At 65.2% G+C, this 23,534-nt stretch carries 18 protein-coding genes and 3 tRNA genes; 9 read left to right on the forward strand and 12 right to left on the reverse strand.

The features are described 5' to 3' along the window. Nucleotides 1-30: 30 nt before the first annotated feature. A complete protein-coding gene (gene map, locus N0K08_RS00240; RefSeq protein ID WP_261497992.1) occupies nucleotides 31-846 on the forward strand; it encodes a type I methionyl aminopeptidase in 816 nt (271 codons plus the stop codon). Between the two features lie 84 nt (nucleotides 847-930). Continuing rightward, a complete protein-coding gene (locus N0K08_RS00245) occupies nucleotides 931-3,522 on the forward strand; it encodes a [protein-PII] uridylyltransferase (protein ID WP_261497993.1) in 2,592 nt (863 codons plus the stop codon). Nucleotides 3,523-3,581: 59 nt separating this feature from the next. On the opposite strand, the gene def is transcribed toward N0K08_RS00245, so the two are convergent. Then, a complete protein-coding gene (def, locus tag N0K08_RS00250) occupies nucleotides 3,582-4,121 on the reverse strand; it encodes a peptide deformylase (RefSeq protein WP_261497994.1) in 540 nt (179 codons plus the stop codon). Nucleotides 4,122-4,243: 122 nt separating this feature from the next. On the opposite strand from def, the gene N0K08_RS00255 reads away from it, so the two are divergent. The 4 genes from N0K08_RS00255 (at nucleotide 4,244) to N0K08_RS00270 (ending at nucleotide 5,247) form a co-directional block, all read left to right on the forward strand. After that, nucleotides 4,244-4,657 (forward strand): YbaN family protein, encoded by a 414-nt coding sequence (locus N0K08_RS00255; RefSeq protein WP_261497995.1) that lies wholly within the window; start codon nucleotides 4,244-4,246, stop codon nucleotides 4,655-4,657. Between the two features lie 275 nt (nucleotides 4,658-4,932). Beyond that, nucleotides 4,933-5,008: transfer RNA gene (locus N0K08_RS00260), tRNA-Asn, on the forward strand. A gap of 47 nt (nucleotides 5,009-5,055) precedes the next feature. Beyond that, nucleotides 5,056-5,131: transfer RNA gene (locus tag N0K08_RS00265), tRNA-Asn, on the forward strand. 40 nt (nucleotides 5,132-5,171) lie between these two features. After that, nucleotides 5,172-5,247 (forward strand) — tRNA-Asn (locus N0K08_RS00270). 201 nt (nucleotides 5,248-5,448) lie between these two features. Here the strand turns inward: N0K08_RS00270 and N0K08_RS00275 are convergent. Further along, a complete protein-coding gene (locus N0K08_RS00275) occupies nucleotides 5,449-5,712 on the reverse strand; it encodes a hypothetical protein (RefSeq protein ID WP_261497996.1) in 264 nt (87 codons plus the stop codon). Nucleotides 5,713-5,908: 196 nt separating this feature from the next. On the opposite strand from N0K08_RS00275, the gene aat reads away from it, so the two are divergent. From aat to N0K08_RS00290, 3 genes are all read left to right on the forward strand, one after another. Beyond that, the gene (gene aat, locus N0K08_RS00280) at nucleotides 5,909-6,646 is read left to right on the forward strand and encodes a leucyl/phenylalanyl-tRNA--protein transferase (protein WP_261497997.1); all 738 of its coding nucleotides are present in this window, start codon (nucleotides 5,909-5,911) and stop codon (nucleotides 6,644-6,646) included. Between the two features lie 24 nt (nucleotides 6,647-6,670). Continuing rightward, nucleotides 6,671-7,441: an arginyltransferase gene (locus N0K08_RS00285; RefSeq protein ID WP_261497998.1), complete on the forward strand. Its 771-nt coding sequence runs from the start codon at nucleotides 6,671-6,673 to the stop codon at nucleotides 7,439-7,441. 75 nt (nucleotides 7,442-7,516) lie between these two features. Next, on the forward strand, nucleotides 7,517-8,335 hold the full coding sequence (locus N0K08_RS00290) for an IclR family transcriptional regulator (protein WP_261497999.1): 819 nt from the start codon (nucleotides 7,517-7,519) through the stop codon (nucleotides 8,333-8,335). A 55-nt stretch (nucleotides 8,336-8,390) separates the two neighbouring features. Here the strand turns inward: N0K08_RS00290 and pbpG are convergent, their stop codons facing one another. From pbpG to N0K08_RS00340, 10 genes are all read right to left on the reverse strand, one after another. Further along, entirely contained in the window at nucleotides 8,391-9,503 is a 1,113-nt protein-coding gene (pbpG, locus tag N0K08_RS00295) for a D-alanyl-D-alanine endopeptidase (RefSeq protein ID WP_261498000.1), read from the reverse strand. 117 nt (nucleotides 9,504-9,620) lie between these two features. Beyond that, nucleotides 9,621-11,159 (reverse strand): 2-isopropylmalate synthase, encoded by a 1,539-nt coding sequence (locus tag N0K08_RS00300; protein ID WP_261498001.1) that lies wholly within the window; start codon nucleotides 11,157-11,159, stop codon nucleotides 9,621-9,623. A gap of 101 nt (nucleotides 11,160-11,260) precedes the next feature. Then, nucleotides 11,261-12,937, reverse strand: coding sequence for a 2-isopropylmalate synthase (gene leuA / locus N0K08_RS00305; protein WP_261498002.1), 1,677 nt, complete (start codon nucleotides 12,935-12,937; stop codon nucleotides 11,261-11,263). A gap of 209 nt (nucleotides 12,938-13,146) precedes the next feature. Continuing rightward, nucleotides 13,147-13,980, reverse strand: coding sequence for a CDP-diacylglycerol--serine O-phosphatidyltransferase (pssA, locus tag N0K08_RS00310; RefSeq protein WP_261498003.1), 834 nt, complete (start codon nucleotides 13,978-13,980; stop codon nucleotides 13,147-13,149). Between the two features lie 213 nt (nucleotides 13,981-14,193). Continuing rightward, a complete protein-coding gene (locus N0K08_RS00315) occupies nucleotides 14,194-14,388 on the reverse strand; it encodes a heavy-metal-associated domain-containing protein (RefSeq protein ID WP_261498004.1) in 195 nt (64 codons plus the stop codon). Between the two features lie 95 nt (nucleotides 14,389-14,483). Next, nucleotides 14,484-14,969, reverse strand: a complete 486-nt coding sequence (cueR, locus tag N0K08_RS00320; protein WP_261498457.1) for a Cu(I)-responsive transcriptional regulator — start codon at nucleotides 14,967-14,969, stop codon at nucleotides 14,484-14,486. A gap of 52 nt (nucleotides 14,970-15,021) precedes the next feature. Then, nucleotides 15,022-17,574, reverse strand: coding sequence for a heavy metal translocating P-type ATPase (locus N0K08_RS00325; protein WP_261498005.1), 2,553 nt, complete (start codon nucleotides 17,572-17,574; stop codon nucleotides 15,022-15,024). A 60-nt stretch (nucleotides 17,575-17,634) separates the two neighbouring features. After that, a complete protein-coding gene (locus N0K08_RS00330; protein ID WP_261498006.1) occupies nucleotides 17,635-19,107 on the reverse strand; it encodes an efflux transporter outer membrane subunit in 1,473 nt (490 codons plus the stop codon). Next, nucleotides 19,104-22,265, reverse strand: coding sequence for an efflux RND transporter permease subunit (locus N0K08_RS00335; protein ID WP_261498007.1), 3,162 nt, complete (start codon nucleotides 22,263-22,265; stop codon nucleotides 19,104-19,106). Before N0K08_RS00335 ends, N0K08_RS00330 begins: the two co-directional genes overlap by 4 nt. Further along, nucleotides 22,262-23,419, reverse strand: a complete 1,158-nt coding sequence (locus tag N0K08_RS00340) for an efflux RND transporter periplasmic adaptor subunit (RefSeq protein ID WP_261498008.1) — start codon at nucleotides 23,417-23,419, stop codon at nucleotides 22,262-22,264. The genes N0K08_RS00335 and N0K08_RS00340 overlap by 4 nt, the downstream gene beginning before the upstream one ends. Nucleotides 23,420-23,534: the final 115 nt, after the last annotated feature.

Genomic DNA, 23,534 nt, shown 5'->3' on the forward strand with positions numbered 1-23,534 from the left:
GGCTCAGAAGTGCAATGGGATAATTACCACATGAGCATCACCATCAAAACCGCCGAAGACATCGCCGGCATGCGCGTCGCCTGCCGTCTGGCTTCCGAAGTGCTGGACTATATTGCCCCCCACATCAAGCCCGGCATCACCACCGCCGAGATCGACCGCCTGGGTGCCGAATGCATGGCCCAGCAAGGCACGGTTTCCGCCACCATCGGCTACCAGCCCCCCGGCTACCCGCCCTACCCCGGCCACCTGTGCACCTCGGTCAACCATGTGGTCTGCCATGGCATTCCCAACGACAAGCCGCTGAAAAAAGGCGACATCGTCAACGTGGACGTGACCGTGATCACCACCGACGGCTGGTACGGCGACAACTCGCGCATGTACATGATCGGCGAGTGCTCGATCGCCGCCAAGCGCCTGTCGCAGCTGACCTTCGAATCCATGTGGCTGGGCATCCAGCAGGTCAAGCCCGGCAACACGCTGGGCGACATCGGCCATGCGATCCAGTCCTTTGCCGAAGGCCACGGCCTGTCGGTGGTGCGCGAGTTCTGCGGCCACGGCATTGGCAAGAAGTTCCACGAAGAGCCGCAAATCCTGCATTACGGCAAGCCCGGCACGAGCACCGTGCTCGAGGAAGGCATGGTCTTCACCATCGAGCCCATGCTCAACCTGGGCAAGCGCGACATCAAGGAACTGGGCAAGGACGGCTGGACCATCGTCACCAAGGACCACAGCCTGTCGGCCCAATGGGAGCACACCATCGTCGTGACGCCTACCGGCTACGAAGTGATGACCTTGTCGGCCGGCTCTCCTGCGCTGCCCGGCTTTGTGACCACCACCAGCTGCTGAGCGCCAGCCTGCGCGCCGCCCAGACGGCGCGCGCACGCTTCTTGCTAGGATTACTGCGGGTTTCTTCACTTCACTGCCACCCACATGACTCCTTTGCACGCCTTGCGTGACACCTACCGCCGCGACAAAGCGGCGCTGGTGGCCGCGCTTCTCACGCCCGCCACCACCAAGCGCAACATCCGCAGCGCGTTGCACCAATTGAGTGCGCTCGCTGATCGTTTGCTGTGCACGCTGTGGGAGCAGGCCCGCCTGCCCGCCGATGCGGCCCTGCTGGCTGTCGGCGGCTATGGACGGGCCCAGCTGTTCCCCGCCTCCGATGTCGACGTGCTGGTGCTGCTGCCCCAGGACGCCAGCGCCAGCCCGGGCAGCCCCCTGGCCAGCCAACTCGAAAAGTTCATCGGCAGTTGCTGGGACGCAGGCCTGGAAATCGGCTCCAGCGTGCGCACCACGGCCGAATGCCTGCAGGAATCGGCGCGGGACGTCACGGTGCAGACGGCACTGCTCGAAGCGCGCCGCGTCGCCGGCAGCGCCGCGCTGTTCGAGGAATTCAGCGCCCAGTACCGCGCGCAGATGGAGCCGCGCGCCTTCATGGTCGCCAAGACGCTGGAGCTGCGCCAGCGCCACACCAAGTACGAAAACACGCCCTACGCACTCGAACCCAACTGCAAGGAATCGCCCGGCGGCCTGCGCGACCTGCAATACATCATGTGGCTGGCGCGCGCCGCGGGCCTGGGCAGCAGCTGGCGCGAACTGGCCACGAACGGCCTGGCCACCGACCTGGAAGCACAACAGCTCGAAGCCAACGAAGCCCTGCTGAGCCTGATCCGCGCGCGGCTGCACGCCATCGCCGGCCGGCATGAAGACCGGCTGGTGTTCGACCTGCAAACCGCCGTGGCCGAAAGCTTCGGCTTCCAGTCCACATCCCTGGAAGGGCCGCATCTGGCCATGCGCGCCAGCGAAATCCTGATGCGCCAGTACTACTGGGCCGCCAAGGCGGTCTCCCAGCTGTGCCACATCCTGCGCCTGAACATCGAAGAGCGCGTCAACCCCAGCGCCCACGAACTCACGCCGCTGAACGAACGCTTCTTCGACAAGGCCGGCATGATCGAAGTGGCCAGCGACGACCTCTACGAGCGCCACCCGCACGCCATCCTCGAGACTTTCCTGGTCTACGAAACCCATGTCGGCCTCACCGACCTGTCGGCGCGCACGCTGCGCGCGCTCTACCATGCACGCGACCTGATGGACAGCGGCTTTCGCCACGATCCGGTCAACCGCGCCACCTTCCTGAAGATCCTGCAGCAGCCCAGCGGCATCACCCATGCCATGCGGCTGATGAACCAGACTTCGGTGCTCGGACGCTACCTCTGGCCGTTTCGCCGCTGCGTCGGCCAGATGCAGCACGACCTGTTCCACGTCTACACCGTCGACCAGCACATCCTGATGGTGCTGCGCAATATGCGCCGCTTCTTCATGGCCGAGCATGCGCATGAATACCCCATGTGCTCGCAGCTCGCCGGCGGCTGGGACAAGCCCTGGCTGCTGTACCTGGCCGCGCTGTTCCATGACATAGGCAAGGGCCGGGGCGGCGACCACTCGGTCATAGGCGCCGTCGAAGTCAAGCGCTTTTGCCGCGCCCACGGCGTCGACAAGGCCGACTCGGCGCTGGTCGAGTTCCTGGTGCGCGAGCACCTGACCATGAGCCAGGTGGCGCAAAAACAAGACCTGTCCGACCCGGACGTGATCGCGACCTTCGCCCAACGGGTCGGCAACGAACGCCGACTCACCGCGCTGTACCTGCTGACGGTGGCCGATATCCGCGGCACCAGCCCCAAGGTCTGGAACGCCTGGAAAGGCAAGCTGCTCGAAGACCTGTACCGCGCCACGCTGCGCGTGCTCGGCGGGCGCGCGCCCGACGCCGCAGCCGAAATCGAGGCCCGCAAGCGCGAAGCCCTGGTGCAGCTGGCCTTGTCGGCCCAGCCTTTCGAGTCGCAGAAAAAGCTCTGGGACACGCTGGACGTCAGCTACTTCATGCGCCATGAAGCCGCCGACATCGCCTGGCACACGCGCCACCTGTCGCGCAACGTGGGCGCCGCCCAGCCCATCGTGCGGGCGCGCAAGTCGCTGGCCGGCGAAGGCCTGCAGGTGCTGGTCTATGCGCGCGACCAGGCCGACCTGTTTGCCCGCATCTGCAGCTATTTCGACCGCGCGGGCTTCAGCATTCTCGACGCCCGCGTGCACACCGCGCGCAACGGCTATGCGCTGGATACTTTCCAGATCGTCGCCCCGGCCATGCAGGAGCGCTACCGCGAACTGATGAACCTGGTGGAAAACGAACTGGTGCTGACCATAGAGCGCGGCGGCCCCCTGCCCGAGCCCGCCCAGCGGCGCGTCTCGCGCCGGGTCAAGAGCTTCCCCATGGTGCCGCGCGTGACCCTGCGCCCCGACGAAAAAGCCCAGCACTGGCTGCTGAGCATTTCCGCCATCGACCGCGCCGGCCTGCTCTACGTCGTCGCCCGCCTGCTCGCCCGCCACCACCTGAGCGTGCAACTGGCCAAGGTCAGCACCCTGGGCGAGCGCGTCGAAGACACCTTCCTGATCGAAGGCGCGGAACTACAGCACAACGCCAGGCAGATTGCGATCGAGACGGAGCTGATCACGGCGTTGTCGTTCTAGCGAGCTGTTGTCGCTATTCGAGGCGGGCCGGGCGTTTCAGGGCGCGCAGCCCGCCGGCCTCAATCCTCTTCCGCGGCACTGATGCCCGGAAACAGCACGTCCGTAAACCCGAACTGCGAGAAATCCGTCATGCGCATCGGGTACAGCTTGCCCCAGACATGGTCGCATTCATGCTGCACCACACGGGCATGGAAGCCCTCGACCGTGCGGTCTATGGGGTCGCCGTACTGGTCGAAGCCGGTGTAACGGATCTGCTGCCAGCGCGGCACCATGCCGCGCATGCCGGGCACCGACAGGCAGCCTTCCCAGTCGTTCTCCAAGGCTTCGCCCACAGGCGTGATCCGCGGGTTGATCAGCACCGTGCGCGGCACCACGGGCGCATCGGGGTAGCGCGGGTTGGGCGCGCCCGAGCCGAAGATCACCAACTGCAGGTCTTCGCCTATCTGCGGCGCGGCCAGGCCCGCGCCATTGGCCGCGACCATGGTGTCGAGCAAATCGGTCACCAGCAGGTGCAAGGCGTCGGTGTCAAAAGCCGTCACCGGCTGGGCCACGCGCAGCAGGCGCGGGTCTCCCATTTTCAAAATCGTGCGAACAGTCATCTCAATCCCCTACAGGCGCCACAGGTCCGACGCGCGAACACCGCCTGCGGACGGGCGCCCCATGGGCCAAAGCATAACGCGTGCAATGTCCGAGGGTCTACGCCCGCGCGGCACAATAGGCCATGCCCGAGACTCCCGTGCCCGCCCCCACGCCACCGCTGCAAATGCTGCCTTCGCGGCCCCTGCGCTGGCTGCTGCAGGCGCTAGCCTGGCTGTGCCTGGCGCTGGGCATCGCCGGCGTGTTCATTCCCGGCATGCCGACCACGGTATTCATCCTGCTGGCGGGATGGGCCGCGGCCCGCAGTTCCGAGCGAATGCACCGCATGCTATGGCAACACCGGCTGTTCGGCCCCATGCTGCGCGACTGGGCCGCCGGCGGCCGGGTCAGCCGCCGTGCCAAATGGAGCGCCGCGGCCACCATGGCCCTGGGCGCCGTCCTGGTCTGCTGGGCGCCCGTACCGTCCTGGGTGCGCTGGTTCTCGCTGACCAGCATGGCCTGCGTGCTGGCCTGGTTGTGGCGGCGCCCGGAGCCGTGAAATAGAGCACCCCCTGAGCCGCTACGCCGGATGGCCGGCCCCCGCTTCCCCCTCTCAACCTGCGGTGGAGGGGGGCGCCCGGCTAGGGACGGCAGCCTCGGTGCGGGGCGGCCCTTCCTCGCTGCCCCTGAGCTGGGCTGCGCCAGTTTCAAGGGTTACGGGTGGTGCGAGCACCATGGACAACGGGCTCCACATCCAGACAGACAAGAAAAAACAGCAAAAATTGGCCGTCTTCTCCGAAGGCCCAAATTTTCATCCTATAATTCAAGTCTTCTTCCTCAATAGCTCAGTTGGTAGAGCGCCGGACTGTTAATCCGTAGGTCCCTGGTTCGAGCCCAGGTTGAGGAGCCAAGAATTTAAATGCCTTGCAATCGCACAAGGCATGTGTGTACCAATATTCCTCAATAGCTCAGTTGGTAGAGCGCCGGACTGTTAATCCGTAGGTCCCTGGTTCGAGCCCAGGTTGAGGAGCCAAAATTATTGCCCTGCAATTGTACAGGGCTCCAAAACGTATTCCTCAATAGCTCAGTTGGTAGAGCGCCGGACTGTTAATCCGTAGGTCCCTGGTTCGAGCCCAGGTTGAGGAGCCAAATCAAGCCAAGCAGTTTTCTGAACTGCTTGGCTTTTTTTCGTTCTCACAGCCGGTGCGCCCATGCAGCAACAGACCCCACGCAACGGGCGCGCCCCAGCAAGGGGACACCGAGCAAGGGGACACCGAGCAAGGGCCGCCCCGCAGCGATGGTGTCGCCCCCCTCGGGGGAAGCGGCGAAGCCGCTCAGGGGGGCGTCAATTCACGCCGCCCGCACCACCGACGGCGCAGCCACCACCGGGGCCGGCTGCTCCATCCTGGCTGACGGCAGCCCCTTGGCGGCGCTGCGCATGCGCAAGGCATGTTCTTCCCATTCATGCAGCTCCTGCTCCAGGCGGTGCGCACGCGTGGCATACATTTCCGCCGAGGACTGGTAGTACTCCGCAGCGATCGTGTGCTCCAGCATGGCCATGCGCGCCTCCTGCAGGTAGACCCGCGTGCGGCGGATATAACGAGGTTCCGTCAAGCTTCCACCCCAAATCCTGCTGAAAAACATGGTTGGTCCTCCTTCACGGCCTCTTCATGATGGATGCACTTGCAACGCCTGAAGATAGAAGTAAATTACAGTCTGACCGACCCCGTCAGTGTCTCCACAAAGCACCATCGCCTGTAGGATAGTCCCTACCCCTTGGGTATCCACACTCCCGCACGACCTTTCTTCCATGTCCGCCCCCCTCACCTGGCTTGCCCCCCACGACCCTTTTCCCGGCGTTGAGCAGACCTGGGGCGAAAGCGATCCCATTCCCGGCCTGCTGGCCGCGGGCGGGCAATTGGATACCGAGCACCTGCGCCACGCCTACAGCCAGGGAATCTTTCCCTGGTTCAGCGCCGGCCAGCCGATTCTCTGGTGGTCCCCCGACCCGCGCATGGTGCTGCAGACGGAGGCCTTCAGACTGCACCGCTCGCTGCGCAAGACGCTGCAGCGCTTTCGCGACACGCCAGGTTGCGAGATTCGCATCGACAGCCAATTCGAGACCGTGATACGCCACTGCGCCCAGACGCCGCGCGACGGGCAGGACGGCACCTGGATCGTGGATAGCATAGTCCAGGCCTATTGCGAACTGCACCGCCAGGGCGACGCCCACAGCGTCGAGACCTGGGTCGACGGCCAGCTCGTCGGCGGCCTGTATTGCGTGGCGCTGGGCCACGCGGTGTTCGGCGAGTCCATGTTCGCCCACGCCAATGACGCGTCAAAGATTGCGCTCGCGGCGCTGGTCGCACTGTGCCGCCAGCACGGCGCGCCGCAAATCGATTGCCAGCAAGCCACGCGCCACCTGGCGTCGCTGGGCGCCCAGGAAATGCCGCGCCAGCAGTTCCTTGCGCAAGTGCAACAGCAGCGCCGGCGCCCGCGCATGGACTGGCGCTTCGAGACCGTATACTGGAGCAAGCTGTTTCCCTGAGAACGTGTTTACGCCGAGCCCCGCATGACGCAACTCAACGATCTCCCTCTTCAGGCACTGCAGTTTTATGCCACCGCCGCCTACCCCTGCAGCTATGTTGTCGGGCGCATGGCGCGCTCACAGGTGGCCACTCCCAGCCACCTGATCCAGAACGCGGCCTACTCCGAGCTGGTCGCCCTGGGTTTCAGGCGCAGCGGCATGTTCACCTACCGCCCGCACTGCGACGGCTGCCGGGCCTGCATTCCACTGCGCGTGCTGACCAGCGCTTTCCGCCCCGACCGCAGCCAGCGCCGGGCCGCAGCCCAGCACCAGGGCCTGCAGGTCTCCATCCGCCGGCTGGCGTTCAGCGACGAGCACTACCAGCTTTACCTGCGTTACCAGCGCCAGCGCCACAGCGGCGGCGGCATGGACGAAGACCGCATCGACCAGTACACCCAGTTCCTGCTGCAAAGCCGCGTCAACTCCCGGCTGGTGGAGTTTCGCGAGCCCGATACCGAGCAGGGACCGGGCGCGCTGAAGATGGTGTCGATTCTCGACGTGCTCGAAGACGGGCTGTCGGCGGTCTATACCTTCTACGAGCCCGAGGCGCACGCCAGCTACGGCACCTTCAATGTGCTGTGGCAGATCGACCAGGCGCGCACCATGGGCCTGCCCTATGTCTATCTGGGCTACTGGATAGAGAACAGCGCCAAGATGGCTTACAAGTCGCATTTCCTGCCCCACGAAGTGCGCATCGACGAGACCTGGCAGCGCATAGACCGCGTTGCACGCCCCCGTCAGCCCCAGGGTGAGTGAAACTCCTGCGGCGATCCGGCAGCACGGCTGCAGCCAGGCGCTAGAATCGGCGCATTGCCGCCCTGCTCCCGCATTATGAAAACGAACGATCCCGGCACTCCAACCTCCCCCAGCGTCCAAGTCATCGAACGCATGTTCACCCTCATCAACGTGCTGGCATCGCGCGAGGATGCAGTGTCACTCAAGGAGATCAGCGAGAAAACCGGCTTGCACCCGTCGACGGCCCACCGCATCCTCAACGACCTGACCATAGGCCGCTATGTCGACCGCCCCGAGTCGGGCAGCTACCGCCTGGGCATGCGCCTGCTCGAGCTGGGCAACCTGGTCAAGGCACGGCTGAATGTGCGTGAGGCCGCCCTGCTACCCATGCGCCAGCTGCACAAGCAGATCCAGCAGCCCGTGAACCTGAGCGTGCGCCAGGGCGATGAAATCGTCTACGTGGAGCGCACTTACAGCGAACGCTCGGGCATGCAGGTGGTGCGGGCCATTGGCGGCCATGCCCCGCTGCACCTGACGTCCACGGGCAAGCTGTTCCTGGCCGCGGACGATCCGCAGCGCGTGCGCGCCTATGCCACGCGCACCGGCCTGGCAGGCAATACGCACAACTCCATCACCCAGTTAGCCGCGCTCGAGCAGGAGCTGACCAAGACGCGCCAGTACGGCATTGCGCGGGACAACGAAGAGCTGGAACTGGGCGTGCGCTGCATTGCCGCGGGCATTTATGACGACCAGGGCAAGCTGGTGGCCGGGCTGTCGATTTCCGCGCCAGCCGACCGCATTGACGATGGCTGGCTGCCGCGGCTGCAGTCCACGGCGGCGGAGATTTCCATGTCGCTGGGCTTTGCTGGCTGGCGCACGACGGAAGGCATGCCCGAAAGCAGCACCGGGAACTAAGCGCCCCACAAAAACCAACGGCCCCTTGCGGGGCCGTTTGTCATGGAGCTGCGGGTCAGCCCTTGATCTTGTGGTTGGCGGCCAGCGTCATGCCTTGCTGGTTCTCCACCCAATGGCGTACGCGCTCGGCGTCCGCGATGCGGCTGAACTTGCCGGCGGAATCCAGGAACACCATGATCAGCTTGCGGCCCGCGACTTCGGCCTGCATCACCAGGCACTGGCCGGCCTCGGAAATGTAGCCGGTCTTCTGCAGGCCGATTTCCCAGGCGGGGTTCTTCACCAGGCGGTTGGTGGTGTTGTACTGCAGCGTGCGCGGACCCTGGGCCACTTCGTAGGCCGGGGAAGTGCTCAACTCGCGCACCAGCGGATCGCCATGGGCCACGTTGACCAGCACGGCCAGGTCACGCGCGCTGGACTGGTTGCGGCTGGACAGGCCCGTGGGCTCTACATACTTGGTGTCGACCATGCCCAGCAGCTTGGCCTTGACGTTCATCTGCTGCACAAAGGCTGTCAGACCGCCCGGATAGGTACGACCCAGCGCATGGGCCGCGCGGTTTTCGCTAGACATCAGCGCCAGGTGCAGCATGTCGCCGCGCGACAGCGTGGCGCCCACGCGCAAGCGCGAGCTGCTGCCTTTTTCCGTGTCCACATCGTCTTGCGTGATGGTCAGGATTTCGTCCATGGGCAGGCGGGCCTGCGAGATGATCAGCCCGGTCATGAGCTTGGTCAGCGAAGCAATGGGCAGGACGGCGTGGTCGTTCTTGCTCAGCAGGACTTCATGCGTGTCCTGATCGATCACCAGGGCCACGCTGGATTTCAGATCGAGCGGGTCGCTGACATCGTGCAGTCCGGCGAGCTGGCCGAAGGACTGGCGCGCAGGCACATAGGCCACGGTGCGGATAGGTGCCTTGGCGCTGCTCGCCACCATGCGACGCGGACCGGCTGCGGAAGACTTTGCCCTGGAGACCACGACCTTCTGACGCGCCGACTCCTTGCCCTTGACCACCTTGCTGGCCCGAACAGGCTTGCTGGCACTGCTGGCCTGCTGCTTCTTCGGCACTTTCTTTTCCACGGCGGAAGCGGCGGGAATGGCCAGCGTCCAGCTCAATGCCAGAACGGCCGAAGCCTGGAGGAGACGAGCAATCACGGTGCGGTGGCGGTGGTGCATTCAAATGCTCCAAGCAGCAAAAGGTAAAAAGCGGCAAAGCCGAATCGAAAAAGTCGCACAACAGCAACAAGTTGCACGACTTTTACGAGAATGTGAGCGAGATTATAGATCCCGCCGTCAGCCTTGCGCTACCACCACCTCGCCTGTGCTATGCAATTTGTTCAAAGCGCTCAAATATGCCTTGGCCGATGCCACCACGATGTCAGGGTCGGCGCCCACGCCATTCACCACCCGGCCACTGCGCTGCAGGCGCACGGTGACCTCACCCTGGCTTTCGGTCGAGCCACTGATGGCATTGACCGAATACAGCACCATTTCGGCGCCGCTTTGCACTTGCGACTCGATGGCCTTGAAGGACGCATCCACCGGCCCATTGCCGTCGGATTCGGCCTTGATCTCCACGCCATCGCGGCTGAACACCACATGCGCATGCGGGCGCTCGCCGGTCTCGCTGTGTTGCGCCAGTGACACAAAAACAAAGGAATCGAGGTGGCCGTGCGTGCCCTGCTCGCTGACCAGGGCCAGAATATCCTCGTCAAAAATCTCGCTCTTGCGGTCGGCCAGCTCCTTGAAGCGCGCAAATGCCTCGTTCACGGCAGCTTCGCTGTCGAGCTCCACAGCCAGATCCTGCAGCCGCTGCTTGAACGCATTGCGGCCGCTGAGCTTGCCCAGCACGATCTTGTTGGCCGTCCAGCCCACGTCTTCGGCGCGCATGATCTCGTAGGTATCGCGCGCCTTGAGCACGCCATCCTGGTGAATGCCTGAAGCATGGGCAAACGCATTCGCGCCGACCACGGCCTTGTTCGGCTGGACCACGAAGCCCGTGGTCTGGCTGACCATGCGGCTGGCCGCGAGAATGTGCTCGGTGGCGATGTTCACATCCAGGCCGAAGTAGTCGCGCCGCGTTTTCACGGCCATCACCACCTCTTCCAGCGAGCAGTTGCCCGCACGCTCGCCCAGGCCGTTGATGGTGCACTCCACCTGGCGTGCCCCGCCAATCATCACGCCGGCCAGGGAGTTGGCCACGGCCATGCCCAGGTCGTTGTGGCAATGCACCGACCAGACCGCCTTGTCGCTGTTGGGAACGCGCTCGCGCAGGTTCTTGATGAAATTCCCGTACAGCTCGGGAATCGCATAGCCCACGGTATCGGGCACATTGATGGTGGTTGCACCTTCGGCGATCACGGCTTCGATCACCCGGCACAGAAAGTCGGGATCGCTGCGGTAGCCGTCTTCGGGACTGAATTCGATGTCGTCAATCAGGTTGCGCGCAAAGCGCACCGACTGGACCGCCTGCTCAAGCACCTGCTCAGGCGTCATGCGCAGCTTCTTCTCCATGTGCAAGGCACTGGTGGCGATGAAGGTGTGGATGCGCCCGCGGTTGGCATCCTTGAGCGCTTCGGCCGAACGCGCGATGTCCCGGTCGTTGGCCCGGGCCAGCGAGCAAATGGTGGAGTCCTTGACGGCCCGGGCAATGGCTTGCACCGCCTCGAAGTCGCCATTGGAGCTGGCCGCAAAACCAGCCTCGATCACATCCACCCTCAGACGCTCGAGCTGGCGCGCGATGCGCAGCTTCTCGTCACGCGTCATGGAGGCGCCAGGCGATTGTTCGCCGTCGCGCAAGGTGGTGTCGAAAATGATGAGTTGATCTGCCATGGTCATACCCCCAAAAACATCCAATGGAATCCGACAACACTGTAGCGCAAGGCGCATGGCGCAGCGCGCCCTGCGTCGGCCCGGTCACCCGGGCCCAGGCTTCAGACCGCAGCCACCGCTTCCATCTGGGTGCGCGGTGCGCGCGCCAGTCCCGAGACGATGGCGCTGATCGACGCCGAGACGATGTTCGCGTCCATGCCCACGCCATACACCACATGGGTGTCGTCCACACGCAGCTCCACGTAGGCCGCGGCCTGGGCGTTGGCGCCGGCGCTCACGGCATGTTCTGCATAGTCCAGCACGCGGATGCTGCGGCCCGAGGCTTCGGCCAGTGCACCGACAAACGCATCGATGGGGCCCGTGCCTTCGCCGCTCAGGCTGCGCATTTCGCCGTCAACGCAAAACTCGCCGCTGATGGCCACGGTGCCGCTCGCGCCGCTGAGGCGGTACTGGGGCGTGCGCGCGCTGTCGATGCCGTACTCGCGCTGGAACAGGTTCCACAAATCCAGGGCCGTGAGTTCCTTGCCGCTGGCGTCCATTTCACGCTGCACGACCTGGCTGAACTCGATTTGCAGACGGCGGGGCAATTGCAGGCCGTATTCGCTTTCGAGCAAATAAGCGATGCCGCCCTTGCCCGACTGGCTGTTGACGCGGATCACGGCTTCGTAGCTGCGACCCAGGTCCTTGGGATCGATGGGCAAATAAGGCATGTCCCAGATATCGCCTTCCTGGCGCGCGGAAAACGCTTTCTTGATCGCATCCTGGTGCGAGCCCGAGAACGAGGTGTAGACCAGGTCGCCAACATAGGGATGGCGCGGGTGCACGGGCAGCTGGTTGCAGTACTCGACCGTGGCGCGGATGTCGTCGATCTGCGAGAAATCCAGGCCAGGGTGCACGCCCTGAATGTACATATTGAGTGCCACGTTCACCACGTCGAGGTTGCCCGTGCGCTCGCCGTTGCCGAACAAACAGCCTTCGAGGCGGTCGGCACCGGCCATCAACGCGAGTTCGGCCGTGGCCGTACCCGTGCCGCGGTCATTGTGCGGATGGACCGAGAGCACGATGGAGTCGCGGCGCTCGATGTGGCGGTGGGTCCACTCGACCATGTCGGCAAACAGATTGGGCGTCGAGTGCTCCACCGTGGTCGGCAAGTTGATGATGCACTTCTTCTCGGGCGTGGGCTGCCAGACGGCGGTGACGGCATCGATGACGCGCTTGGAAAAAGCCAGCTCGGTGTCCGAATACATTTCGGGCGAGTACTGGAAAGTCCAGTCCGTTTCCGGGTAATCGGCGGCAATGTCCTTGAACAGCTGGGCGTTGCTGCAGGCAAGTTCGACGATCTCGTCTTCGCTCATGTTCAACACCACCTGGCGCATCACCGGCGCGGTGGCGTTGTAGAGGTGGACGATGGCCCGGGGCACGCCGGCCAGGGCTTCGAACGTGCGGCGCACCAGCGGCTCACGCGCCTGGGTCAGGACCTGCACGGTCACATCGTCGGGAATGCGGTTTTCCTCGATGAGCTTGCGCATGAAATCGAATTCGACTTGCGAAGCCGAGGGGAAACCGACTTCGATCTCCTTGAAGCCAATGGCCACCAACTGTTCGAACATGCGCATCTTGCGCGCAATGTCCATGGGCTCGATCAGGGCCTGGTTGCCGTCCCGCAGGTCCACGCTGCACCACACCGGAGGCTGGCTGATCACCGCGTCGGGCCAGGTGCGGTCAACGAGGCGGACAGGGGGAAATGCACGGTATTTGCTGGCGGGGTTTTGCAACATTTTGGCTCTTTCGGAGATAGGGAAAAGGTTGGAGTGCCCAGCGACCACACAAAACAAAACGGCCCGTCGCTGGAGCTACGGGCCGTGAAGTAGGGGGAATGCGCGCGCGCTACTAGATCTGCCCGGGGGACATGGTTAGTAGGGCTAGCGACAGGTTTTGCATGTGGATCACTTTAGCACAATTTTTCTGACAGACAGCAAGCTGTTTGTTATTTGTGCAGGCCGATTTCTTCAGGCTCGTCCTTGGACGTGCTGATGACGCTGACCTGCTGGCCCTTGGCCTTGCGCCAGGCGTAGACCGCATAGCCGCTGAAACCGTAGAGCACGAACACGCCAAACAACACCGTGGGCGCGTGGATGTTGATCACGGCAATGCCCAGCGCGATCAACACGATGGCCGCGAACGGCACGCTCTTTTTCATGTGCACATCCTTGAAGCTGTAGAACGGCACATTGGTGACCATGGTCAGGCCCGCGTACAGCGTCAACGCAAACATGGTCCAGGTCAGCTGGGTCCAGGTCAGCCAGCCATCGGCACCGCGCTGCAGACCCGAGTCGCTGAGCAGCCAGATGAAACCGGCCACCAATGCAGCCGCGGCAGGCGACGGCAGGCCCTGGAAGTAGCGCTTGTCGACCACGGCGGTGTTGACATTGAAACGTGCCAGGCGCAGTGCCGCGCAGGAGCAGTAGACAAAGGCCGCGATCCAGCCCCAGCGGCCCAGGCCCTTGAGCGCCCACTCATAGGCAATCAGCGCTGGCGCCACGCCAAACGACACCATGTCCGACAGCGAATCCATCTGCTCGCCAAACGCGCTCTGGGTGTTGGTCATGCGCGCCACGCGGCCGTCCAGGCTGTCGAGCACCATGGCGCAGAACACGCCCACGGCGGCCAGTTCGAAACGGCCGTTCATGGCCATCACGATGGCGTAGAAACCACCGAACAAGGCCGCCAATGTGAACAGGTTGGGCAGGATGTAAATGCCCTTGCGGCGCTTGCGCACCACCAATCCTGTCGCGTCCTTCAACTCATTGCCGTCATGCATGAAACAATCCTCCGCCGCCATATCCGTTTGCACGGACAGCTATTGAAACCAAAATATGTGCGGGAGCGCCGTCACGGCCCCCTGTGTCTTGCAGTGTACCCGTGTGCACTACGGGCCCACTGAATAAAAGGCGCCCCTCGCAGCGGCAAAAATGAAAAAGCCACCTTGCGGTGGCTTGGACTGAAATGGCTGGCGCTCAAACGCCGTGGCGGGTCACTGCTTGTCCGGGTAACCGGCCGCGCTCAGTGCCGCGAGAAAAGCGCTTTCGTCCATGGCACTTTCGACCCGCACCTGGCGTCCAGGCGCGTCGGTCTCGATACCGGCTTGCGGGTCGACGCTCAGCAGCGCCTTGGTGACGGACTTGGCGCAGCCGCCGCAGGTCATGTTGGGAATGTAGAAACGATGCATCTTGATCTCCGGGTGAGTTGGTGGGAACCACTACTGTCGGCTTTGACAACGTGGCAAGGTCAAACACTTTTCCGAGAATTTTTTGCCTCGCCTGTTCAGGCATGGGCCGCGATGGCGGCGCGGTGGCGCGATGAGGCAGGCGTGTCGATGCCGAACCGCGGCGCCTTGTGGGACGCTGGCGGCGCGGTGGCCGCCGGCTCCGCCAAACCCGCGATGATCGGGCAGTCCGGGCGGTCATTGCCGTGGCAGTGATCGGCCAGGCGCTCCAGCGTGTGCGCCATCGTCTGCAACTCGGCGATCTTCGCCTTCAGCCCGGCGACATGGGAAAGCGCCATCGCCTTGACGTCGGCGCTCGCGCGCCCACAGTTGCGCCACAGGACCAGCAGCTCCGAGATCTGCTCGATCGAAAAGCCCAGATCGCGTGCGCGGCGGATATAGCGCAGGCTGTGCACGTCCGACGCAGCGTAATGGCGGTAGCCGGCCTCGGAACGATGGGCCGGCGGAATCAGACCCATTTGTTCGTAGTAGCGAATCATCTTCGCCGAGACACCAGAAACCTTGGCGGCTTGACCGATATTCATCATCCTCTTCTCCTGAGAGACACATCAAACACCTTCCGTAAAACAGGAAAGCTCATTGGAGCGGTACCGCCTTGCTGTCCGGCGCCCCGACGCGCGACTCGACCGCCATGGGCGCCGAAAAGCGCTTGAGCCGCAGCGCGTTGCCGAGCACGAAGACGCTGGACAGCGCCATCGCCGCCGCGGCGAAGATGGGCGAAAGCAAGGTGCCGTTCACCGGGTAGAGCGCACCCGCCGCGACCGGAATCAGCAGGGCGTTGTAGGCGAAGGCCCAGAACAGGTTCTGCCGGATGTTGCGAATCGTCGCCTGGCTCAGCGCGATGGCGTTAGGCACGCCACGCAGGTCGCCCGACATCAGCACCACGTCCGCCGCCTCGATGGCCACATCCGTACCCGTGCCTATGGCCAGTCCCACGTCCGCTTCGGCCAGCGCCGGCGCGTCGTTGATGCCGTCGCCCACGAAGGCCACGCGCGCACCATTGACCCGGAACTTCTTCAGCGCAGCCACCTTGCCGTCGGGCAGGACTTCGGCCGCGACTTCGTCTATGCCCAGTTGCTTGGCAATCGCCGCGGCCGTCGCCGCGTTGTCGCCCGTGATCATCGCGACCTTGAGGCCCAGCGCGTGCAGCGCCTTGATCGCCGCCGGCGTCGTCTCCTTGATCGGATCGGCCACCGCGATGACTGCCGCCAGGCGGCCGTCGATGGCCGCATACAGCGGGCTCTTGCCTTGCTCGCCCAGACGCCGGGCGGTAGCCAGGAAACCCGTCACATCCAGACCGAGCTGCGTCATGAACCGGTCCGCGCCGACAGCGACCGTACGACCGGCGACCTGGGCCGAGACACCGAAGCCCGGCACGGCGTCGAAGCTTTCAATGGCGGCGAGCGTGAGGCCGCGCTGCTGAGCGGCGGCGACGATGGCTTCGGCGATCGGGTGCTCGGAGCGGGTCTCCACGGCGGCCACCAAGGCCAGCACTTCGTTGTACTCGAAGCCTTGGGCGGGCTCCAGGTCGGTCAGTTCGGGACGGCCCTTGGTCAGCGTGCCGGTCTTGTCGACTGCGATGACAGATACATCGCGCAGCGCCTGCAGGGCTTCACCCTTGCGGAACAGCACGCCGAGCTCGGCCGCGCGGCCCGTGCCGACCATGATGGACGTCGGCGTGGCCAGCCCCATGGCGCATGGGCAGGCAATGATCAGCACCGCGACCGCATTCACCAGCGCAAACGTCAGCGCCGGCTCCGGGCCGAAGACCAGCCAGACCAGGAAGGTCAGCGCGGCCGCGGCCATCACCGCCGGGACAAACCACATGGTCACCTTGTCGACCAGCGCCTGGATGGGCAGCTTGGAGCCCTGTGCCTCTTCGACCAGGCGAATGATTTGCGCGAGCACCGTGTTCGCGCCCACCTGGGTGACGCGGAAGCTGAAAGCGCCCGTGCGATTGATCGTGCCGCCGACCACTTCGGAGCCCGCCTCCTTGGCCACGGGCACCGGCTCGCCGGTGATCATGCTCTCGTCCACATAAGAGGCGCCTTCGACCACTTCGCCGTCGACCGGAATCTTCTCGCCCGGACGCACCAGCACGATGTCACCCGTTGCCACCTGGTCGAGCGCGATCTCGGCCAGGGTGCCGTTGCGCATGACGCGCGCGGTCTTGGCCTGCAGGCCAACGAGACGCTTGATCGCCTGCGAAGTGCGCCCCTTGGCACGCGCTTCCAGCATGCGCCCGAGCAGGATCAAGGTCACGATGACCGCGGCAGCTTCGAAATAGACGTTGGCCGTACCCTGGGGCAGCACGTCGGCCGCAAACGTGGCGACGAGCGAATAGCCGTAGGCCGCCGCCGTACCCACCGCGACCAGCGAATTCATGTCGGGGGCGCCGCGCAGCAAGGCCGGCACGCCCTTGTGGAAAAAGCGCAGGCCCGGGCCGAACAACACCAGGGTGGTGAGCACGAACTGCAGATACCAGCTGGTCTGCTGGCCCAGCACGCCCATCACCCAATGGTGCATGGCCGGCACCAGGTGCGAGCCCATCTCGAGAATGAAGACCGGCAGACTGAGGATTGCGGCCGTCCACAGGGAGCGACGCAGCGCCCGCGCCTCGCCCTCCCGACGCTCAGCCTCCTCATCGCCCGCATTCGACGTGCCCAGCGACAGGCGACGGGATTTGTAGCCCGCCTGTTCCACGGCCGCTTCCAGGTCGGCCGTGGTGACGACGCCGGCCAGATGGCGCACCCGCGCGCGCTCGGTCGCCAGGTTGACGCTGGCCTCGAGCACGCCCGGGACTTTGGCCAAGGCCTTCTCCACCCGGCCCACGCACGAAGCGCAGGTCATTTCCGCTATGGCCAGCTCGGTGGTCTCTTCACGCACGGCGTAGCCCGCGCCCTCGATGGCGTGCACGGCCGCCTGCGCGTCGGTCGGGCCGGTGAACGTGATGTCGGCGCGCTCCGTGGCGAGATTGACCGCGGCCGTGGCTACACCGGGGACTTTTTTGAGTGCGCGCTCGACACGGCCCACGCAGGACGCGCAAGTCATGCCTTCGACCGGCAGGCTCAGGCGCTTGACCGAGATCCTGGATGGATTGGAGCCAGGCTGGAGGACAGCGGAAGCCATGGAACTACTCCTTGTATGTTGGTATTGAAGTCAAGCTTAAAGCTTCACACGATGGGAAGGTCAAGGCCGGCGAGCAGTTTGTTGTGCGACGCCCGCGCGGGGCCTTGCGCAGTCCTGCTGCGCCTGCGCGCACACTTCCCAGCCACCGCCTAGCGCCTTGTAGATGCTGACGACGGCCAGCCGCTGCTGGGTGCGCGCGACGGCCAGCGCACGCCGGCTGGCAAAGTCGGCGCGCTCGGCGTCCAGCACCTCCAGATAAACGCCCTCCCCTTGCGCAAACCGCAGCCCGGCAAGACGCGCCGCCTCGCGATGGGCGGCTGCTTCTTGCAGGCGCAACGCCAGCGTGCGGCTCGCGGCGCCATAGGCATTGAACGCATCGTCGGTTTCCTGCAATGCGCGCAACACGGTCTGGTCGTAGACGTGCAACGCCTCCTGGCTGCGCGCCTCGCTGGCGGCGATGCGTGCGCGCACGCGCCCGCCGTCGAGGAAAGACCAGCGAATGGCCGGACCGAAGAAACCGGACAGTGCGCCAGAGCCATGCATTGCATCGAGATCTCCGGCCACGAAGCCGATCGAGCCCTGCACCTGGATTTCGGGATACAGGCCGGCCGTCTCCACCCCGATCCGGGCGCTCGCCGCAGCCAGCGCCCTCTCGGCGGCCGCAACATCGGCGCGCCGCGCAAGAAGTGCCGCGGGATCGCCCACGGCGATCTCTCGCACGGCCAGCGCTTCCCCCGCCGGCGCGGCCACCGGCAGCGTGAACGTCTGGGCTGCTTCACCCAGAAGAATGGCCAAAGCGTTGCGGGAGGCCGCATGCCGGCGCTCCAGTTCGGGCACCGCCACCTCGACATGGCGCAACAAGGCCTCGGCACGCAGCCGGTCGAATTCGCTGGCAGTGCCTGCGCTCACCATGCGCTCGACCAAGCCCAGGCTTTCGCGCTGGCTTTGGCGGATATCGGCGGCGACCGCGAGTTCGGCCGCGAGGCCGCCCAGCTCGAACCAGGTGCTGGCCACGGCAGCCGCGACGCCCGCCTGCACACCGCGCAGCAACGCTTCGCGCGAGCCCGCCTGGGCCTGCGCCGCCTCCACCGATCGCCGCACGCGACCAAACAAATCGATTTCCCAGGAAGCATCGACCACACCTCGATAGTTGCTCATCTGTCGCGGCTGGCCAGGCGGTGTCTGGACTTCGCTCTGGCGACGGTTTTCATAGCCCAGCGCGGCGCCACCGCGCGGCAAGAAGTCCTGACGGCTCTCGCCCAGCAAGGCCTTGGCCTCTTCGAGCCGCGCGGCAGCAATGCCCACATCATGGTTCGCCGCAAGCGCCCGTCCCATCAAAGTGCTCAGCGCGGGGTCGTCGAAGCTGCGCCACCACGCCACCTCGACCGCCCCCGAGACCAGGCCCGCGGGCGGCGAGCTGAAGCGGGCGGGAAGCTGCGACGACGACAGCGCAGGCGGCGAATAGTCGGGGCCCACGGCCGCGCATCCGGCCAGCAGCGCTGGCAACACGACGCTCAGATAAATATTTCTCATGATTTGCTCTCTTCCAGGCGCTCATGCCGCGCGAAGCGGGCCGCCAGGCCGCGCATTGCGACATAAAAAACCGGTGTCAGAAACAGGCCGAACAGCGTCACGCCAAGCATGCCGGCGAAGACCGCGACCCCCATGGCCTGGCGCATTTCGGCCCCGGCGCCCGTGGCCAGCATCAGCGGCACGACGCCAGCGATGAAGGCCAGTGAGGTCATCAAAATGGGCCGCAGCCGCAGTCGACACGCCTCGATGACCGCATCCAGGGCGCTGACCCCTTCGGCTTCGCGGCTGCGCGCGAACTCGACGATGAGGATCGCGTTCTTGGCGGCCAAGCCGACGAGCACGATGAGCCCGATCTGGACGAAGACGTTGTTGTCTCCGCCCACCAGCCAGACGCCCAGGATCGCGCTCAGCAGACACATGGGCACGATCAGCAGCACCGATAACGGCAGCAACCAGCTGTTGTATTGCGCAGCCAGGATGAGATAGGCGAGCAGCACGCACAGCGGGAAGATGAACAGCGCCGCATCTCGGGCCAGCTTTTGCTGGTAGGTAAGGTCCGTCCATTCGACGCTCATGCCTTCAGGCAGGACCTCCTTGGCCAGGCGCTCCATGAGCGCCACCGCCTGCCCCGAGCTGACGCCCGCCGCCGCGCCGCCCGAGATGTCGGCCGAAGGGTAGCCGTTGTAGCGGATCACACGGTCCGGACCGGAACTGGGCTTGACAGTGACGAACGACGACAAAGGCAGCATGTCCCCGGCCGCGTTGCGCACTTGCAGGCGGCCGATGGCGTCGGCCTGCATGCGATGCGGGGCATCGGCCTGGGCCGTCACCTTGTAGGTGCGGCCGAAACGATTGAAATCGTTGACATAGAGGGAGCCCAGATAGACCTGCAGCGACTCGAACACATCCGCCAGATGCACGCCCTGGCTCTTGGCCTGGGTACGGTCGATGGCGACATCGAGCTGCGGTGCATTGACGTCCAGGCTGGTCATCAGCCCGGCCACCTGTCCCGTCTCCGTGGCTTTCGTCATCAGGATCTGGGTCTGCTGGACCAGGGCATCAAGCCCGGCGCCGCCGCGGTCCTCGACCTGCAGCTTGAAGCCGCCGGTCGCGCCCAGGCCGGGCACCGGTGGCGGCGGGAAGACACCCAGAAAGCCATCGGGAATGCTGGCGAACTTCGCCTGCAGGCGCCCGGCGATCGCCGCCGCCGTGAGGTCGGGCGTCGCGCGCTCCTTGAACGGATCGAGCATGACGAACATGACGGCGGCGTTCGGCACGTTGACGAAGCCGTTGATCGAAAGCCCGGGGAAGGCCACCACGCTTTCCACGCCAGGCTCGGCCAGCGCGATCTTCGACATCTGCCGGGCGACCGCGTCGGTGCGATCCAGCGATGCCGAGTTGGGCAGCTGGGCGATCCCGACCAGATAGTATTTGTCCTGCATGGGCACGAAGCCCTGGGGAACCGCCTTGAACCCCAGGAAGGTCAGCGCGAGCAGTCCGCCGTACACCAGCAACACCACGCCGCTGAGCCGCACCACCTTGCGCACCGCGCCGCCATAAGCGTCCGGCGCCCGCTGGAACGGCCGACCCAGCACCTGCAAGGCGCGATCCGCGCGGCCGCGCAGGCTGCGCGGGTCACGTGCCACCCTCGGCTGGCGCGGGCGCAACAGCAGTGCGGCGAGCGCCGGGCTGAGCGTGAGCGAATTGACCGCCGACAGAATCGTCGAGATGGCGATGGTGAGCGCGAACTGGCGATAGAACTCACCCTGCAGGCCGCTCAAGAAAGCGGTCGGGATGAAGACGGCGGCGAGCACCGACGTGATGGCGATGATGGGGCCGGTGACCTCGTCCATGGCACGCCTGGCGGCCTGAACCGGTGCCTCGCCATTTTCGATGTGGCGCTCCACGTTCTCGACCACGACGATCGCGTCGTCGACCACGATGCCGATCGACAGCACCAGGCCAAACAAGGACAGGGTGTTGAGCGAAAAGCCCATCAGGTGCATGACGGCGAAAGTGCCGATCAGCGACACCGGCACCGCCATGAGGGGAATGAGCGAAGCCCGCCAGTTGCGCAGGAACAGCACCACCACGATGACGACGAGAAGAATCGCCTCCAGCAAGGTGGTGGCCACCGACTCCAGCGAGGCACGCACAAAGACCGTCGGGTCATAGGCAATGCGCGAGCTGAGTCCTTGTGGGAAATGGCCTTCCAGTCGCTGCATGGTGGCGCGCACCGCCTGCGCAACGTCGAGGGCATTGGCGCCCGGACTCTGGATGATTTGCAAGGCGACGGCGGGCTCGCCGTCCAGCAGGCTGCGCAGGGCGTAGGCATCGGCCCCCATCTCGATGCGAGCGACATCGCGCAGACGCGTCACCTGGCCGCCTTCACCCGTGCGAATGATGATGTCGCCGAACTGCGCCTCATCGCTCAGACGCCCCAGCGTATTCACCGTCACCTGGAATGCGGCGCTGGAATCGGGCGCCTGGCCGACGGAGCCAGCCGCCACCTGCACATTCTGCTCGCGCACCGCGGCAATCACGTCGCCCGCCGTCAGCCCGCGCGCGGCGATCAGGCCCGGGTCAAGCCACAGCCGCATGCTGTACTCGCCCGCGCCCCACACCAGCACATCGCTGACGCCCGGGATGCGGGACAGCTCGTCGCGCACCTGGAGGTGGGCGTAGTTCGAAATATAGAGCGGGTCATAGCGCTTGTCGGGCGACAGCAGGTGCACCACCATCAGGATGTCCGGCGACGTCTTTTGGGTCACCACGCCCTGGCGCTGCACCTCTTGCGGCAGGCGCGGCAGCGCGCGCGCGACCCGGTTCTGCACCTGGATCTGCGCCATGTCGGCGTTCGTCCCCTGCGCGAAAGTGACGGTCAGCGTCATCCGGCCATCGGTGGCCGACTGCGACGACATGTACAGCATGCCTTCCACGCCGGTGATCGCCTGCTCCAGGGGCGCCGCCACCGTCTCCGCGATCACCTTGGGATTGGCGCCCGGGTAGGAAGCGGTCACCTGCACGGTGGGCGGCGTCACAGCCGGGTACTCGCTGAGCGGCAACTGGAAGAACGCCACGATGCCGGCGAGCACCATCAGCACCGAGAGGACGATGGCAACGATGGGCCTATCAATGAAGAAGCGTGGAAATTTCATTGCGCAACTCCCGAGCCTGGCAGCGCCGCCATGGGCGTGCCGTCGACCGCGGCGGGCTGAGGCGTGACCTGCATGCCCGGGCGCACCAAGCCCTTGACGACGATGCGCTCGCCCGGCTGCAGACCTTGCTCGATCACGCGCAAGCCGTCGACCACCGGCCCCAGCTCGACCGGGCGGTATTGCGTCATCTCATCCTTGTCGACGACGAGCACATAGCGCCGGCCCTGGTCGGTGCCAATCGATTGATCGGAGACCAGCACCCTGGCCTGCGGCGCGCCGGTCTCCAGCTTGACCTTGGCAAACAGACCTGGCGTCAGTTGCCCACCGGGGTTGGCGACCACCGCACGGATGCGCACGGTCCCCGTCGCGCGATCGACCGTATTCGCGAGGAAGTCGACACGGCCGGACCGCGCATACGTGGTGTCGGTGAGCAGGGCCACCATGACCTTGGCCGGCTGCCCGCCGGCCTTGCCCCGGCCCGCGGCCAGCGACCGCAAATACGTGCGTTCATCGACATCGAAATACACATGCAGCGGATCGGTGGCGACGATGGTCGTGAGCGGCGTGACGCCACTGGCAACGTAGTTGCCTGCGGTGACCAGGGTTTGGCCGACCCGTCCGCTGATGGGTGCCGTGACGCGCGCGAAACCCAGATCCAGTTGCGCCGCATCCTGCGCGGCCTTTGCGGCGTCGACCTGGGCCCTGCCCGCATGCAGCGCGGCGGTTGCCGTATCGAGGCGATCGCGGGCGATGACTTTCTGGGCAAACAGCTGTTCGGCACGCGCATGTTCCGCCTGGGCGAGCAGCGCGGCCGCTTGCGCTTCGCGCAGGCGAGCCGTCGCGGCATTGAGCGCGGCCTGCAGCGCCCGTGGGTCGATGTTGAAAAGCCCTTGGCCCTTTTCGACCAGGTGCCCCTCGGGCACGCTCACGTCCTGGATATAGCCACCGACCCGCGGGCGCAGCTCCACCCGCTGGACCGCGGTCAGCGCGCCGGTGAACTCGGCAAAGGGCGTGACCGGGCGAACGATCACCTCGGCCACAGGAACGGAAGGGGGTTTTGCAGGGGCACCCGGGGGCGGCGCCTCCTGGCATCCGGCGATGGCGAACGCGGCGCTTAGCGCCGCGGTGATCAGGGATACGCGTTTGACTGTCATGGCTTGGCCTTTCGCGGCGGGAGTCGATGGAATGTTGCTGAGCCGAAACGGCTTCCATCGCATTTATCCGACTTGCCACGCTGAGAAGGTCAAGGCCTGTGGCCGATTTTCTTTT

The sequence above is a fragment of the Acidovorax bellezanensis genome, from assembly GCF_025421555.1.
GTDB classification, from domain to species: Bacteria; Pseudomonadota; Gammaproteobacteria; order Burkholderiales; family Burkholderiaceae_C; genus Comamonas; species Comamonas bellezanensis.